The following is a 16,135-nucleotide window of genomic DNA, read 5'->3' on the forward strand; positions in this document are numbered from 1 at the left end:
GGCCGACATGCCATCATCCGGCGAGCCGTCGGCACGGCACGGCAAACGTCGCCGCGCGGCCGGACCACCATGCCGCTTCTCTAACAAGGAACCACGCACGATGAAGATAGCCATTGCCGGCGGCTCGATCGCCGGTCTCGCGGCCGCGCTGACGCTCGATTGCATCGGGCACGACGTGACGGTCTACGAGCGCGCGCCGTCTCCGCTGCGCGGCCAGGGCGGCGGCGTGGCCGTGCTGCGCCGCATGATGGCGTTTCTCGAACAGCATGGCCGTCATTGCCGGCAGATGATCAGCGTGCCGACGCGTCGGCGTCGCTGGATCGAGCGCGACGGCAGCGTCACGCGGGACGAACCCGAAATGCTGCCGTTCTCGTCGTGGGACGCCGTCTACCGGTCGCTGTGCGACACGCTGCCGCGCGGACGCATCCGCTATGGCCGCGCGGTCAGCGGCTTCGAGCAGGATGCCGGCGGGGTCGACGTGCACCTGGGCGACGAACGCATCCGCGCGGACGTGCTGATCGCCGCCGACGGCGCGGGCTCGAGCCTGCGCACGCGCCTGTTTCCCGGCCATGCGCCGTCGTTTGCCGGCTACCTCGCGTGGCGCGGCATCGTCGACGAAGCCGGCTTCGAGCCCGCCGCGATCGCGCCGCTGATCGAGAACATGACGCTTCACAAGGCGCCGGGCGAACTGTTCATGGCGTTCCTGATTCCGGCGCTCGACGGCTCGCTCGTGCCGGGCACGCGCCGCTTCAACTGGCTGTGGTATCGCAACGAAGCCGATCGCGCCGCGCTGCGCCGCCACCTGACCGACCGGAACGGCAACGTCCATCATGCGTCCGTGCACCCCGGCATGCTTGCCGACGAGACCGTTGCGTCGCTGCGGCAACTGGCGCAAGAGCGCTTGCCGGCATCGCTGTCGCAGCTGGTGCTCGCGACACGCGCGCCATTCAACCAGGCGATCTTCGACGTGCTGAGCCCCGCCTTCGCCGACGGTCGCGTCGCACTGGTCGGCGATGCGGCCTGCACCGTGCGCCCGCACACGGCATCCGGCACATCGAAGGCGGCGGGCGATGCCGTGTCGCTCGCGCAAGCGCTGCCGGCCGACGCGTCCGATGTCGTCGAGCGGCTCGCGCAATGGTCGGCGCGGCGGCGCGAGGAAGTGACCGCGTTGCTCGAGAAAGGGCCGCAACTCGCCGCATCGTTCGGCCTCGGCTCGCCGCGCTGAGGTCATTGCATGATGTTCCGTGTTCCCTTTCTGCTTCGTTATCCTGACGTTGTGGCATCGGCGGCCGCGTTCTTCGACGGAACCCGCCCGGTTGATGCCGCACGGCGCGGCCATTGCTGCGCCGGCCTGTTTTGCCACGCGCATCATTCGACCCGCGCACGGCTGCAAGAAAGTGGTCGCCGCCTGCCGGGACGAAGGTGGGCGACTTCACGTTCGTGCTGCTCGCGCCGGCGCTGGCGCCGCTCGCGCGCAAGTCACGGCCGGCGTGTGCGCGTGCGCCGCCCGTCACCGTTCAGAACGATTCAGCGCGGCTTCAGGAATTGCCGCCGACGCCAGCGTAGACTGCCTCCATCAATCGCCGCGCGGCCTCTGGCCCGCGCGCCCCACCCCAGGAGTGACGACATGATTGCCGCCGCGAATCGCTGCGGCCGGACAGGCCTCGCATGGCCGGATCGATCGGCGATGCCGCATCGCCATCCGGCGGCCCCGGCTGCGACATCCACCGCCGGCACGCGCTGTCCAGGCCGCGCACACCGGCCCGCGCGCTACGCCACACCGGTGCGCGCCGCAGCGGGCAACCGGCCTGGCCGGCGTCCGTTCCCGTGCCACGCCGATTGCATGACGCCGGATGAACCGGTTCGCGCGGAGTACGCATGAAGCACAAACGACTCTGGTTCGGCGCGGCGGTTGTCGCGGTCGTCGGTCTCGCGGTCGCGATCGGCATCATGGTCCGGCCGTCGATCGCGCCGGTCGATCCGCCCGCGCGCACGTCTTTCGATCCGCAGCTCGTGCGCGCGGGCGCACGCGTCGTCGCGCTCGGCGACTGCGTCGTGTGCCACACCGCGAAGGACGGCAAGCCGTTCGCCGGCGGCCTGCCGCTCGCGACGCCGTTCGGCACGATCTACGCGACCAACATCACGCCGGATGCCGACACGGGCATCGGCCGCTGGTCGCAGGCCGCGTTCGCGCGGGCGCTGCGCAGCGGCATCGCCCGCGACGGCCATCCGCTCTACCCGGCGTTTCCGTACATCCATTTCACGCGGATGTCCGACCAGGACATCGAGGCCGCATACGCGTACCTGATGACGCGCGAACCGGTGCAGACGAAGACGCCGGCGAACGACCTGATCTTCCCGCTCAACTTCCGGCCGCTGGTCGCGTTCTGGAACGTGCTGTTCCTGCGCGAGGGCGCGTACCAGCCCGATCCGTCGCAATCCGCGCAATGGAATCGCGGCAAGATGCTCGTCGACGGCCTCGGGCACTGCGCGTCCTGCCATTCGCCGCTGAACGCGATCGGCGGCGAACAGGCCGGCAAGGCGTTCGACGGCGGCATCGTCGACGGCTGGGACGCGCCGCCGCTCAACACGCTCGGCAACGCGGCCCGGCCGTGGACGCAAGCGCAACTGGTCACGTACTTGCGCACCGGCCGCGCGAGCGAGCACGGCGCGGCTGCCGGACCGATGCTGCCGGTCACGCGCGATCTCGCGACGGTGCCGGCGGAAGACGTCGAGGCGATCGCCGCGTACATCCTGTCCATCCAGAAGCCTGCCGCCGCGCGTCCCGCAACGACGGCCGCCACGGAACACGGCCCGACGACGCCGGCCGCGCAGCGCGGCGCCGTACTGTTCCAGGCGTCGTGCGCGCAGTGTCACGGGCCGGTCTCGCCGATGCAGTCGATCGGGGAGCGGCCGACGCTCGCGTTCAGCACGGCCATCCATGCCGACACGCCGCGCAACGCGATCCAGATGATGTTCAACGGCATCGGCTGGCATGGCGAGGACACGCTGAACTACATGCCGTCCTACCTCGACCAGTACGACGACGCGCAGATCGCGGATCTCGCCGCCTACCTGCGCGAGACGTATTCCGATCGCCCCGCATGGAGCGGCATCGACACCCTAGCCGCGAAGCTCAGAAAGGAGGACCGCGCACCATGATCGCCCTCACCGTGAACGGCGTGCGGCACACGCTCGACATCGATCCGTCGACGCCGCTGCTGTACGCGCTGCGCAACGACCTGCACCTGCACGGCGCGAAATTCGGCTGCGGCCTCGGGCAATGCGGCGCATGTACCGTGATCGTCGACGACAAGCCGATGTTCTCGTGCCTGATTCCGGTCGCCGCGCTCGGCGAGCGCCGCGTCAGAACCGTCGAAAGCCTCGGCACGGCCGACCATCCGGGCAAGCTTCAACAGGCGTTCATCGACCACCAGGCGGCGCAGTGCGGCTACTGCATCGCGGGCATGATCATGCGCGCGCAGGCGCTGCTCGAACGCAACCCGAAACCGACCGAACGCGAGCTGCGCACCCACATGGAACCGAACCTGTGCCGTTGCGGCACCCACATGCGGATCCTGGCCGCCGTGCGCCAGGTCGCGGGCCTGCCGGAGCCGGAACCGTCCGCCGCGCCGGTCATGATCAGCAAGGGAATCTGATGAACGCACCCGACGACATCGACGAAGGCCGCCGGCACTTCATGGTCTCCGGCGCGCTCTTCGTCGCGTTCAGCCTCGCGCCGGCCGCGCGCGCGGCCGCCGAAGTCGTGATCGCGGACGAAGGCGCCGCCGTCCACGTCGCCAAGGCCACCGAAACGCTGGCCGGCAGCCTCAAGACCAACCCGCTGCTCGACGCGTGGATCAAGATCGCGCCCGACGGCAAGGTCACCGTGTTTACCGGCAAGGTCGAGCTCGGCACCGGCGTGCGCACCGCGTTGCTGCAGGTAGCCGCCGAGGAGCTGAACATGAAGCCCTCGCTGATCACGTTCCTGACCGCCGACACCGGCGCGTCGCCGGACGAAGGCCTGACGGCCGGCAGCCACACGATGGCGGACAGCGGCTCCGCGCTGCTGAACGCCGCCGCGCAGGTGCGCGGGCTGCTGGTCGACGGCGCGGCGAAGCAGTTCGGCGTCGATCCGCGCACGCTCACCGTCGCCGATGCCGTCATCAAGGCGCCGGACGGCCGCACGATGCGCTACGGCGACGCGGTGCGCATCGTCGACCTGCACCGCAACGCGACGCCGACCTCGCCGCTGAAGCCCCCGGCCACGTTCACCGTGATCGGCACGTCACTGCCGCGCGTCGACATCCCGAACAAGGTCACGGGCGGCGTCAGCTACGTGCAGGACATGGAACTGCCGGGCATGCTGCACGCGCGCGTCGTGATGCCGCCGGTGTACGACGCGGCACTGCAGTCGTTCGACGAAGCCGCGATCCTGAAGCTGCCGGGCGTCGTGCGGATCGTGCGCAACGGCAGCATGCTCGCGGTCGTCGCGCACGGCGAATGGCAGGCGGTCGTCGCGCAGCGCGCGCTGGCCGCAAGCTGCCGCTGGTCCGGCGGCCGCGCGCTGCCCGATCGCGCGACGGTCCACGCGGAGCTCAAGCGGATCGCGACCCAGCGCATCGAAATCGCCAACACGCATGCGCCCACCGCGCCTGCGACGAAGACGCTGTCCGCCACGTTCCTGAAGAACTACCTGCTGCACGGCTCGATCGGGCCGTCGTGTTCGGTCGCGCATCTCGAGAACGGCACGCTGACGGTGTGGACCCACTCGCAGGGCGTCTACCCGCTGCGCGACGCCCTTGCCGAGATGCTGTCGCTGCCGAAGGCGAGCGTGCGCTGCATTCACACCGAGGGTTCCGGCTGCTACGGGCACAACGGCGCGGACGATGCGGCCGCGCATGCGGCACTGATCGCGGCGGCGATGCCCGACAAGCCGATCCGTGTGCAATGGATGCGCGAGCAGGAACATACGTGGGACCACTTCACGCCGGCGATGGTCACCGAGCTCAGCGCGTCGCTCGACGCGGGCGGTCGCATCGTCGACTGGAACTATGCGCTGTGGAGCAGTTCGCACAACGAGCGCATCGTCAATGCCGGCCGGCTGCTGCCCGCGCGGATGCTCGAGCCGCCGTTCGTGTCCGCGCCGTCGACGCCGATGCTGCAGCCCGAGGGCGGCGGCGATCGCAACGCGATCCCGCTCTACGCGCTGCCCAACATGCACATCGTCAACAACTTCTCGCCGACGATGCCGCTGCAGACTTCCGCGATGCGCTCGCTCGGCGCGCACACCAACGTGTGGGCCATCGAGAGCTTCATGGACGAGCTCGCGCACGCCGCCGGCGTCGATCCGGTCGAATTCCGCCTGCGCCACATGCAGGACCCGCGCGCGCGGCAGGTGATCCAGCTCGCCGCGGCCCGGTTCGGCTGGCCGCGGCCGCCGCGCGCGCGCAATCGCGGCGTCGGCTTCGCGTTCGGCAAGTACAAGAACCTGATGGCCTACGTCGCGATCGCGATCGAGATCACGGTCGAGCCGGAGACGGGCCACGTGACGCTCGATCGCGCGGAAGTCGCGGTCGACGCCGGCCAGGTCGTGTCGCCGGACGGCATCCGCAACCAGATCGAGGGCGGCATCGTGCAGGCCGCCAGCTGGACACTGTACGAGGCGCTGAAATACGATACGCAGCGCATTCGCAGTTTCGACTGGAGCAGCTATCCGATCCTGCGGTTCGGCTCGGCCCCGCAAAGCATCAAGGTGCATCTGATCAATCGCCCCGGTGCGCCGTTCCTCGGCGCGGCCGAGGCGTCGATGGGGCCGACCGCGGGCGCGCTGGCCAACGCGATCTTCGACGCGACCGGCCAGCGCATGCGCGAAATGCCGTTCGCCGGCGATTCGCTCAGGAAACGGATCGACGCATAGCCGCACCTCACAACCGACCGCGCCGGCACGGACCGGCGCCGGCAACCCGACAGGCTGGAGATTTCTGAACGATGGATACCTTGCTTTCGATGCGCGTGTTCACGCGCATCGTCGAGACGGGCAGCTTCACGCGCGCGTCGGACACCACCGGGCTCACGACGCCGCGCGTGTCCGCGCTGCTGAGCACGCTCGAACAGCATCTCGGCTGCCGGCTGCTGAACCGCACGACGCGCCGCATCTCGCTGACCGAGGACGGGCAGGCCTATTACGAACGCTGCGTCGGCGTGCTGCGCGAGATCGACGACATGGAAGCGGCCGTCTCGCAGGCGCGCAACGTGCCGCGCGGCCGCCTGAAGGTGAACCTGCCGCCGGCGATGGCGAAACAGATCATGGTGCCCGCGCTGCCCGAATTCCTCGCAGTCCATCCGGGCATCTCGGTCGAACTCGGCGTGACGGACCGGCAGATCGACCTCGTCGGCGAAGGGGTCGATTGCGTCGTGCGCATCGGCGCGCTCGACGACTCGGGGCTGGTCGCGAAACGGATCGGCAGCCTCACCACCTGCACCTGCGCGGCCCCCGCGTATCTCGAGCGCTGCGGCGCACCCGACACGGTGGACGACCTCGCGCAGCACATCGCGGTCAGCCACGTGTCGGCCGATACGGGCCGGCCGCGGCCGTGGGACTACGTCGTCGACGGCGAGACGCGCATCATCCAGATGTGCGGCACGGTCGCGGTCAACGACGCCGACACCTACATCGCATGCGGCGTCGCGGGAATCGGCCTGATCAAGACCTCGCTGTACCTGGTCGAGCCGTACCTGAAATCGGGACGCCTGCGCGAGGTGCTGACCGATTTCAACACGCCGCCGCGGCCGATCTCGATCCTGTATCCGCCCAACCGGCACACGCCCGTCAAGCTCAAGGTCTTCGTCGACTGGCTCGCCGGCCTGTTCGCGCAGATCCCGACGCTGCAGGGCCAGCGAGGCTGAAGGCCACCCGCATCGAGCAGCGCATGAATCAAGTGATTTAAGGCGGCGTTTTAGGACAATTCAGCCCGCGCGATCCAGACTGGTTTCATGGGCTTCGCGATCCGCGATATCCGCGCCGGAGGCCCGCGACGAGAGGCCATCATGAAGATCGCGATCGCCGGCGGCTCCATCGCGGGCCTGGCTGCCGCCGTCACGCTGAATTGCATCGGCCGCGAGGCCGCCGTCCACGAACGTCGCGACCGGCCGTCGCCCGCTCAGGGCGGCGCGGTCGCGGTACTGCGCCGCCTGACCACCTTTCCCGACACGCACGGCGAACCGTTGCGCGGCCATCTGGCCGCCCCCGGGCGTCCGCCTGCGCGCTCGCGTCGGCCAGGCTCGCCGCCACCGGCGTCCACCTGCGCGCCCGCCGCGGCCGGGCTCGCCGTCACCGGCATGCGGTTCGCGGCCGATCCCTGCCGCGGCGGACGCGCATGACGCCGCCCGCGATCCGCCCCCTTTGCGCGCCGCGCAATGCTCGATTGCGCGGCGGCCGTATTCCCTTGTTATCGATCGATCAATAATCTTGACGGCAATGCGGCGGCTTCCGTTTCGCCGCGACCCACACCGCATCATCCGCCCGACGACCGGGCACCCGACATCTCTTTCGAAGGAGTCGACCATGTCAGCAGAATCCACCCCGCTCGCGCCCCAGGGGCACGCGGCCAAGCTCACGCAGGGCCTCATCCTGCTGTTCGCGTTCAGTTGCGGCGCGATCGTCGCGAACCTGTACTACGCGCAGCCGATCACCGAACTCATCGCACCCAGCCTGCACATGTCGGGCGAAACCGCGAGCCTCATCGTGTCGCTGACGCAGATCGGCTACGCGCTCGGCCTGTTCTTCATCGTGCCGCTCGGCGACCTGCTCGAGAACCGCAAGCTGATGATCACGACCGCCGTCGTGTCGATCGCGAGCCTCGCGGCGGCGGCGATGGTGCATACGCCCGGGCCGTTCCTCGCGATCTCGCTGCTGATCGGCTTCAGCTCGGTCGCCGTGCAGATCCTGGTGCCGCTCGCCGCGCACCTCGCGCCCGATCATTCGCGCGGCCGCGTGGTCGGCACGATCATGAGCGGGCTGCTGCTCGGCATCCTGCTCGCGCGCCCGCTGTCGAGCGTGGTGGCCGACGCGTTCGGCTGGCGCTTCGTGTTCGCGGCCGCCGCCGTGCTGATGACGCTCGTGACGGCCGTGCTCGCGCTGACGATCCCGTCGCGCCAGCCCGATCACCGCGCGACCTATTTCGAACTGATCGGCTCGCTGCTGCATCTGGTCCGCACGATGCCGGTGCTGCGCCATCGCGCGTTCTACCAGGGCCTGATGTTCGCGTCGTTCAGCCTGTTCTGGACCGCCGTGCCGGTCGAGCTCACGCGTCACTACGGCCTGTCGCAATCGGCCATCGGCCTGTTCGCGCTGGTCGGTGCGATCGGCGCGACGTCGGCGCCCGTCGCCGGCCGCCTCGCGGATGCCGGGCACACGGTGCGGGCGACGCTGATCGCGCTGGTCGCGGGTGCGCTGTCGTACGCAGTCGCGCTGGTCCACGGCGCCGGGCTGTACGGCCTCGTCGTCACCGGCATCGTGCTCGACTTCGCGGTGCAGATGAACATGGTGCTCGGCCAGCGCGAGATCTACGCGCTGCATGCGGCGAGCCGCAACCGCCTGAACGCGCTGTACATGACCAGCATCTTCGTCGGCGGGGCCGTCGGCTCCGCGCTCGCGAGCCCGCTGTACGAGCATGGCGGCTGGCCGCTCGTCGCGGCCGTCGCCGGCGCGTTCCCGATCATCGCGCTCGCCCACTACCTCGTGATCGGGCGCCCGCACGCGCAACGCCACGCCCAGGCTTGAACCGGCGCCGGCACCGGTTCACGCGCGAACGCCGCTCGGGTCGCTCGCGCCATTGGAACGCTGCCGGCACGTCACCTCCGACTTTCCGCAGGGCCCGCCGCGACACCGGCCACGGCCGCACGATCCGCGGCGCCGCCCTGCTCCACGCAAAAGGAATTCATCATGTCTACCCTGCTCGGTAACTACGATCTGCGCGGCCTGCCGCTTCCCAACCGTATCGTGATGGGGCCGATGACGCGTTCTCGCGCGCCTTCGCGCGGCCAGCCGACCGCGCTCATGGCCGAGTACTACGCCCAGCGCGCATCCGCCGGCCTGATCGTCACCGAAGCGACCAACGTCAGCCCGGCCTCCGCGGCGTTCGAACTGACGCCCGGGCTCGTCACCGACGAGCAGGCGGCCGGCTGGAAACAGGTCACCGACGCAGTTCATGCGAACGGCGGGCGCATCTTCGCGCAGCTCTGGCACGGCGGCCGGGTCAGCTCGCTGACGCTGCTCGGCGGCGAAGCGCCGCTGTCGCCGTCCGGCGTCAACGACGATCTCGAACAGCTGCAGGTGTGGGCGCAGTTGCAGAACGGCTACTACACGAAGATTCATGCGACGCCGTCGCGCGCGATGACGACCGACGAGGTCGCCGCGACGGTCGAGGAATTCCGCCAGGCGGCGCTGCGCGCGAAGGCGGCCGGCTTCGACGGCGTCGAGATTCACGCGGCCAACGGCTACCTGCCGCACCAGTTCCTGTCGTCGACGCTGAACCGCCGCGACGACCGCTACGGCGGCTCGCTCCCGAACCGCGCGCGCTTCCTCGAGGAAATCGTCGACGCGGTGGGCGGCGTGCTGCCGCTCGACCGGGTGGGCGTGCGCATCTCGCCGTACGCGAAGTACAACAACGTGCGCGACGCGGATCCGGATGCGACGTATGCGTACGTCGGCCGCATGCTCGACGAAGCCGGAGTCGCGTATCTGCACGCGGCGGACACCAACGGCTGGAGCGGCGAGCCGGACCTGCCGCGGATCGTCGCCAACACGCGCAACGCGTATCGCGGCACGCTGATCGTCAACGGCGGCATCGCGCCGGAGGCCGCGAATGCGCTGATCGATGCGGGTGATGCCGATCTCGTCGCGTTCGCGCGCGCCTACATCGCGAACCCCGACCTCGTCGAGCGCATCACGGCGAAGGCGCCGCTCGCCGCGCCGAAGCCGGTCGGCTGGTATGGCGGCGACCGCGCGGGATACGTCGACTATGCGCGTCATGACGCGGCGGGCGCGAACGTTTGAACGTTTGAACGTTTGAACGTTTGGGCGTTTGGGCGTTTGGGCGTTTGGGCGTTTGGGCGTTTGGGCGCTTGGACGCTTGGACGCTTGGACGCTTGGACGCTTGGACGCTTGGACGCTTGGACGTCTGAGCGCCTGAGCACCTGAACGCCCATGCACCGCAACAGCGGCCAAGCTGCCGCCGCGGCAAGCTCGCGCCGCCGGCTCCGGAACGAAGCCGTCAAACGTCCTTCCAGCGCGCGCCCAGCACGCGCCCGCAGAAATTCGGCCGCTGAAAATCCGGGTCGGCACGCTCGAGCACATCGGCACTCCACGTGCCGAACGTCGACGCCGGCCGGTGCGCGACGCCACGTGCGACCGCATCGAGGAACGCGTCACCGAACCCGTCTTCGCGCGGATACGCGGCGAGCAGCGCCCGACGCTCGTCCACCGAATACGCGTCGAAGCCGCTCGCCATCAGGTCCGCCGCCACAGCCTCGGCCAGCGCGCACGCCAGCGGCGAGACGCGCGCGGCCACACCGGGCGTCGTATGCAGCGCGATCGCGCGCCACACGTCGTCGCGCTGGCGCTGCGACGTGTGATGCCGCAGCAGGAACGCGTGCGCGGCATCGGCGCTGTCGACCTCGTAGCGCGCGCTCGAGCGGCAATAGGCGGGGCTCAGCCCCATGTTCGCGTACATCGCGGCCACGTACAGCGCATCGGCATCGAGCGTCTCGCCGGCACGGCGCGCGGCAAGCGACGCCAGGACGAACACCCGGCATGCGTGACCGGTCAGCACCGGCGGCAACGATGCACACGCCGCTTCGGCCGCTTCGATCGCCATCGGCGTCCGCGGAATGCGAACGCCGGCGACTTCGTCATCGGCGGGTGCGCACGTCGGCGCTCCACTCATCTCGTCTCCTTCTGCCCCGCGCCGGGGCGGAAAATTGTCTGCTCATCGGGCCGCACGCGCCGGCCCGCCGACCTGCCGCCTACGAGGCGACGCCGGGATAACCGAATGCTTCGCACTGCTCGACGACTTCACGCGCAGCCACCTGCAGGCGCCGCGCGAAACGCGCCGCTGGGCCGCGCACGGCACCGGCGTCCGCGCGGGCGGCATCCGCGCTGCCGCCGCCCGCCGCGCGCAGCGACGCCGCCGCGGGACGACGCCGGCCGAAACCGCCGAATTCGACCACCGGCGACCACGCGGGGCTGACCGGCAACGGCGGCGGCGCCAGCGGCGCGAACTCGTCGGCCGCATGCACGACCTTGCCGCCGACGACGGTCAGCACCGAGGAGAGCGTCTTGATCTGCGCCTCGTCGATCGTGAAGTAGTCGTCCGTCAGCACGGCGAAATCCGCGTACTGGCCGGGCACCAGCGCGCCCTTGCGATCGTCTTCGTTCGAAAACCACGCGCTGCCGACCGTATAGCGGCGCAGCGCTTCCATCCGGCCGAGCCGGTTCCATTCGGGATAAAGCGCCGTGCCGCCGACGGTGCGCCCGGACACCATCCAGTACAGCGACAGGAACGGGTTGTAGCTCGCGATGCGCGTCGCATCGGTACCCGCGCCGACCGGCAGCCCGGCCGCCAGCATCGCGCGGATCGGCGGCGTGCGCGCGGCCGCTTCCGCGCCGTAGCGCGCGATGAAGTACTCGCCCTGGAACGCCATCCGGTGCTGGACCGTCACGCCGCCGCCGAGCGCGGCGATGCGCGCGATGTTCGCATCCGAGATCGTCTCGCAATGATCGAAGAACCAGCGCAGCCCGTCGAACGGCAGCTCGCGGTTCACGGCTTCCAGCACGTTCAGGAAGCGGCCGATCGATTCGTCGTAGGTCGCGTGCAGCCGGAACGGCCAGCGGTGCCGCACCAGCAGCCGGACCACGGCGGCCAGTTCCGCCTCGAGCGCGTCGGGCAGGTCGGGGCGTGGTTCGAGAAAATTGCCGAAATCGGCCGCGGAATACACCAGCAGTTCGCCGGCTCCGTTCATCCGCAGGAACGCGTCGCCGTCGCCGGGCTTGGCCAGCGTCACCCACCGCGCGTAGTCGTCGAGCTCGCGCCCCGCCTGCTGCACGAACAGGCTGTACGCGATGCGCACCGTCAGTTCGCCGCGCTTCGCGAGCGCCATGACCGCCGCGTAGTCGTCCGGATAGGCCTGGAAATCGCCACCCGCGTCGATCGTGCTCGTCACGCCGAAACGGTTCAGTTCGCGCATGAAATGCCGCGTCGAATTGATCTGGTCGTCGTGGCCGAGCTTCGGCGCGCGCTCGAGCACCGCATGCAGGATGCCCATGTCGGGGCGCGCGATCAGCATGCCGGTCGGCCGGCCGAGGCGATCGCGCTGGATCTCGCCGCCGGGCGGATCGGACGTGTCGCGGCCGTAGCCGATCGCGCGCAGCGCGGCCGCGTTCAGCAGCGCGCTGTCGCCCAGGTGCAGGATGAAGACCGGCGTGTCGGGCGCGATCGCGTTGAGCTCGGCCACCGTCGGCCCGCGCTTTTCCGCGAACTGGAATTCGGTCCAGCCGCCGACCACGCGCACCCAGTGCGGCGCGGGCGTGCGCAGCACCTGGCGACGCAGCATGCCGAGCGCGTCGGCCAGCGTCGGCACGCCGTCCCAGCGCAGCTCCAGGTTGAAGTTCAGGCCGCCGCGGATCATGTGCAGGTGCGAATCGTTCAGCCCCGGGATCACGGTGCGGCCGTTCAGGTCGATGCGCGGCGTGCCGTCGCGCGCATGGCGCAGCACGTCGCGGCCGCTGCCGCTCGCGAGGATCCGGCCGTCCTTCACCGCGAGCGCGGTCACGAACGACTGCCGCGCGTCCTGCGTCGCGATCTTGCCGTTGTAGACGATGAGGTCCGCCGCTTCGGCGAATGCCGTCGTGTCGAGCACCGTCAGCCCCCCCTGCTCGCGCCGAACGCCGGCATGCGGCCGCACGCGGCATGCACCCGGTTTGACGATACACCGACCATCCCTTCCCCCTTGAACATTGCACGATCAGGCCGCCGCGCCGCGGCGCGCGGACGCGACGGCGCCCGGCGCGGGCCCGGCACGCCGTTACGCCGCCGACTGCATCGCATCCGCCGCCTCGCGTCGCCTGCGCGTCAGGCCCGTCGGCGCAGCCGTCTCCGGGCGAACGAAGTTCTGCAGGCGCGCCAGGCGGCGCACGTCGAACGCCCGCGATTGCGGGTCGACATGCCCCGACAGGTCGGCCACCAGCGACGACGCCTGCGCGGTGCGCCCGCGCTCGATCAGGTGATCGGCCAGGTCCAGCGTCGCGCGCAGCGCCCACATCGCGGCACCCTGGCCGTTCGCCGCATGAATCGCCATCAGCAGGTGACGGTGCCCGTCGGCTTCGCACGCGATCGCGAGATCCGGGTCGGCGGTGCGGGCCTGTTCGAGCATCGCCAGCCCCCTCGCGCGCAGCAGTTCCGGCACGAACAGATGCTCGCCGTGCGCGCGGCAGCGCGCGAGCGTCGCGTCGAGCTTCGTGCACGCGTCGGCCGCGCGGCCCGTGCGCGTCAACCCTTCCGCGTAGGCGACGACCAGCGGCGCGAGCAGGCGCCGGAAGCCGCTCGCTTCGATGCGCCGCAGCGCGGGCTCGAGCCGCGCGAGCCCGGCGCCGGGATGGCCGGCCTGCATGTCGAACTGCCCGGCGAGACATTCGGCATGGCTGCGCCAGATGTCGAAGCCGTGCGCATCGGCGGTCGAGCGCAGCGTCTCCAGATAATCGGAAATCGCGTCATGATCGCCGTAGGACAACGCCATCGGCACGGCCGCGGCGCCGAGCACGACGCACAATGCCGGCGCCGAGCCGCTGCGGCGCGCGCATTCGACCGCCTGCGCGGCCAGCCGCATCGCATATTCCGCATCGCCCTGCAGCCAGACGAGCCGCGTCAGCATCGTCCGGCCGAGCGTCGCGACGTCGATGCCCAGCGCCGCCTGAGCACAGGGCGGCTCGCCGGCGACGGCCAGCTCGGCCGTCGCCGCCTCCAGCCGCTCGCGCGCCTGCGCATGCTCGCCGAAGTAATGCAGTGAGGTCGCGACCATCGCGTCCGCCAGCAGCCGCTGCGGCCGGTCGCCGCGCCGCTCCGCGGCCCGCTCGAAGCGCGTCGCGTAGCGCAGCGATTCATGAATGTCGGAGCGCGTCAGCATCGTGTTCCACAGCCCGACCAGCGCGCGCGCGTCGAACGCCTCGTCGCCGATCCGGCCGGCGAGACCGAGCGTCCTGTCCCACGTCGCGGCGGCCGTGTGCGTATCGCCGTCGGTATGCAGCAGCGCCGCCGCGTAGGCCGCGCGCAGGCGCATCTCGCGTGCCGCGTCGACGGCGCCGTGGGCGCCGGCATCGAGCGTGTCGAGCGCGCGCCTCGCCGGGATCGAACTTTCGCGCATGCGCGCCGGCTCGAGCAACGCATGCGCCAGCGCGTCGATTTCCGCGGCCGGCGGCCCGGCCACCGCGAGTTCGCGCAGCGGCGCGATGCCCGCGCCGGCACCCAGGCTGGCCGCATGCGCGGCCTGGGCCTGGGCCGCCATCGCGGCATCCGCCTGCTCGTGTTCGTAGCGCGCATGACGTGCGGCGACCGTGTCGAACTCGCCTTCGTTGTGCAGTTTTTCGAGCGCGTACGCGCGGGTCGATTCGGTCAGCCGGTAGCGCGCCTGCGCGCCGTTGAACTCGACGGTCACCAGCGACTTCGCGACCAGCTCGCCGAGCAGCGCGATCATTTCGGCGGACGGCATGCCCGGGTCCATCGCGACATCACGCGCGGCATCGAACGTAAACGGGCCGACGAAGCAGGCCATCCGGCGAAACAGCGACCGCGCGGCCGCATCCAGCAGCACGTAGCTCCAGTCGAACGTGGCGCGCAGCGTCTGGTGGCGCGGCAACGCCGAGCGCAGCCCGCCCGTCAGCAGGTTCAGCCGGTCGTCGAGACGCGCCGCGACGACCTCGAGCCCGAGCGTCGCGACCCGCGCGGCGGCCAGCTCGATCGCGAGCGGCAGCCCGTCGAGGCGCCGGCAGATGTCGCCGATCAGCCGCATGCCGGCCGCATCGACCGCGCAATCGGGCGTGGCCGCGCGAATCCGCGCGAGGAACAGCTCGACGGCCGAATGGCGCGCGATCTCGTCGACGCCCGCATCGGCGTCCGGCACCGCCAGCGGACTCACGCGAAACACGGCCTCGACCGAGATATGCAGCGGCTCGCGGCTCGTCACGAGCACGCGCAGCGGCGCGGCGTGCGACGTCAGCGTTTCGACGAGGTCGGCCGCCAGGTCGACGACGTGCTCCGCGTTGTCGAGCACGAGCAGGCCGCGCGACGCGGCGAAGGCCTCGCCGATCCGTTCGACGGCCGGCACGCCATCCGCGTCGAGCCCGAGTTCCGCGCCGATCGCGCGCAGCACGTCGTCGCGCGTCGCCGCGCGCGCCAGTTCCACGAACAGCACGCGCTCGCCGGCTCGGCCGCGCAGTTCATGCGCGACGCGCTCGGCCAGGCTCGTCTTGCCGATGCCGCCCGCGCCCACCAGCGTGACGACCGATGCCCGCTCGAGCATGTCGACGATCTGCCCGATCTCGGTCTGACGCCCGACGAGCGGCGCCGGATGGGGTGCTGCGGCCGCCTCGGGCCCAACCTCGGGCGCAACCTCGGATGCGCGCGGCGCCACCGCGTGCGCGACCGGCGGATGCGCGATCAGCAGGTAGCCGCGGCCCGGCACCGTCTTGATCAGGTCGCGGTTCGGGCCCAGCGCCTTGCGCAACGTCGCGACGTGCACCTGCAGCCGGTTCTCCTCGACGATCAGGCCCGGCCACACCGCGTCCATGATGTCGTCCTTCGATACGAGGGAGCCGTTCGCGCGATGCAGTACTTCCAGTATGTCGAGCGCACGCGCGCCAATACGCAACGACGCACCGTGGTCGCGTATGTCGCGCTGCTCGAAATCCACCGACAAATTCCCGATCTGGATCATGGCCGCCTCCAGGTTCCCCACGATGACCGCCATGTGAACACGCGGTTCACCGGGGCGGGAGTCCGCGCCCGGCTGCACGGCAGGCGGGCGCAAAGTCTCAAAAAGTGGCCCGAGTCTAAACGCCATATCGATAAAAATCTTGAAC

At 70.5% G+C, this 16,135-nt stretch carries 11 protein-coding genes; 8 read left to right on the forward strand and 3 right to left on the reverse strand.

The genetic code is table 11. The annotated features are described in order from the left end of the window. Positions 1-100: 100 nt before the first annotated feature. From DIE02_RS18435 to DIE02_RS18470, 8 genes are all read left to right on the forward strand, one after another. A complete protein-coding gene (locus tag DIE02_RS18435) occupies positions 101-1,225 on the forward strand; it encodes an FAD-dependent monooxygenase (protein ID WP_124529619.1) in 1,125 nt (374 codons plus the stop codon). Positions 1,226-1,878: 653 nt separating this feature from the next. Continuing rightward, a complete protein-coding gene (locus DIE02_RS18440) occupies positions 1,879-3,162 on the forward strand; it encodes a cytochrome c (RefSeq protein ID WP_124529621.1) in 1,284 nt (427 codons plus the stop codon). Beyond that, positions 3,159-3,659, forward strand: a complete 501-nt coding sequence (locus DIE02_RS18445; RefSeq protein ID WP_044847105.1) for a (2Fe-2S)-binding protein — start codon at positions 3,159-3,161, stop codon at positions 3,657-3,659. Before DIE02_RS18440 ends, DIE02_RS18445 begins: the two co-directional genes overlap by 4 nt. Beyond that, entirely contained in the window at positions 3,659-5,920 is a 2,262-nt protein-coding gene (locus tag DIE02_RS18450) for a molybdopterin cofactor-binding domain-containing protein (RefSeq protein ID WP_124529623.1), read from the forward strand. The genes DIE02_RS18445 and DIE02_RS18450 overlap by 1 nt, the downstream gene beginning before the upstream one ends. A gap of 71 nt (positions 5,921-5,991) precedes the next feature. Further along, a complete protein-coding gene (locus DIE02_RS18455) occupies positions 5,992-6,909 on the forward strand; it encodes a LysR family transcriptional regulator (protein WP_124529625.1) in 918 nt (305 codons plus the stop codon). A gap of 141 nt (positions 6,910-7,050) precedes the next feature. Beyond that, positions 7,051-7,383 (forward strand): hypothetical protein, encoded by a 333-nt coding sequence (locus DIE02_RS18460; RefSeq protein ID WP_124488027.1) that lies wholly within the window; start codon positions 7,051-7,053, stop codon positions 7,381-7,383. Positions 7,384-7,567: 184 nt separating this feature from the next. Beyond that, positions 7,568-8,785, forward strand: a complete 1,218-nt coding sequence (locus DIE02_RS18465) for an MFS transporter (protein WP_124529627.1) — start codon at positions 7,568-7,570, stop codon at positions 8,783-8,785. A 162-nt stretch (positions 8,786-8,947) separates the two neighbouring features. Next, positions 8,948-10,060: an alkene reductase gene (locus DIE02_RS18470; protein WP_124529629.1), complete on the forward strand. Its 1,113-nt coding sequence runs from the start codon at positions 8,948-8,950 to the stop codon at positions 10,058-10,060. A 217-nt stretch (positions 10,061-10,277) separates the two neighbouring features. Here the strand turns inward: DIE02_RS18470 and DIE02_RS18475 are convergent, their stop codons facing one another. The 3 genes from DIE02_RS18475 to DIE02_RS18485 all read right to left on the reverse strand — a co-directional run bounded on the left by DIE02_RS18475 (position 10,278) and on the right by DIE02_RS18485 (position 15,990). Continuing rightward, the gene (locus tag DIE02_RS18475; RefSeq protein ID WP_124488029.1) at positions 10,278-10,949 is read right to left on the reverse strand and encodes a phosphohydrolase; all 672 of its coding nucleotides are present in this window, start codon (positions 10,947-10,949) and stop codon (positions 10,278-10,280) included. A gap of 79 nt (positions 10,950-11,028) precedes the next feature. Beyond that, complete coding sequence (locus tag DIE02_RS18480; protein ID WP_124529674.1) at positions 11,029-12,921, reverse strand: amidohydrolase; 1,893 nt, start codon at positions 12,919-12,921, stop codon at positions 11,029-11,031. Between the two features lie 165 nt (positions 12,922-13,086). Then, on the reverse strand, positions 13,087-15,990 hold the full coding sequence (locus DIE02_RS18485) for a winged helix-turn-helix domain-containing protein (protein WP_124529676.1): 2,904 nt from the start codon (positions 15,988-15,990) through the stop codon (positions 13,087-13,089). Between the last annotated feature and the right edge of the window lie 145 nt (positions 15,991-16,135).

Origin of the sequence: Burkholderia sp. Bp8991 (genome assembly GCF_003853795.1) — a bacterium.
In the GTDB taxonomy this organism is placed as follows: domain Bacteria; phylum Pseudomonadota; class Gammaproteobacteria; order Burkholderiales; family Burkholderiaceae; genus Burkholderia.

Excerpts from the sequence above, each read along its gene's own strand:
- DIE02_RS18440 (WP_124529621.1), top strand. The coding sequence starts at position 1,879 with ATGAAGCACAAACGACTCTGGTTCGGCGCGGCGGTTGTCGCGGTCGTC.
- DIE02_RS18485 (WP_124529676.1), bottom strand. The coding sequence starts at position 15,990 with ATGATCCAGATCGGGAATTTGTCGGTGGATTTCGAGCAGCGCGACATA.
- DIE02_RS18450 (WP_124529623.1), top strand. The coding sequence starts at position 3,659 with ATGAACGCACCCGACGACATCGACGAAGGCCGCCGGCACTTCATGGTC.
- DIE02_RS18455 (WP_124529625.1), top strand. The coding sequence starts at position 5,992 with ATGGATACCTTGCTTTCGATGCGCGTGTTCACGCGCATCGTCGAGACG.
- DIE02_RS18435 (WP_124529619.1), top strand. The coding sequence starts at position 101 with ATGAAGATAGCCATTGCCGGCGGCTCGATCGCCGGTCTCGCGGCCGCG.
- DIE02_RS18465 (WP_124529627.1), top strand. The coding sequence starts at position 7,568 with ATGTCAGCAGAATCCACCCCGCTCGCGCCCCAGGGGCACGCGGCCAAG.
- DIE02_RS18470 (WP_124529629.1), top strand. The coding sequence starts at position 8,948 with ATGTCTACCCTGCTCGGTAACTACGATCTGCGCGGCCTGCCGCTTCCC.
- DIE02_RS18460 (WP_124488027.1), top strand. The coding sequence starts at position 7,051 with ATGAAGATCGCGATCGCCGGCGGCTCCATCGCGGGCCTGGCTGCCGCC.
- DIE02_RS18445 (WP_044847105.1), top strand. The coding sequence starts at position 3,159 with ATGATCGCCCTCACCGTGAACGGCGTGCGGCACACGCTCGACATCGAT.
- DIE02_RS18475 (WP_124488029.1), bottom strand. The coding sequence starts at position 10,949 with ATGAGTGGAGCGCCGACGTGCGCACCCGCCGATGACGAAGTCGCCGGC.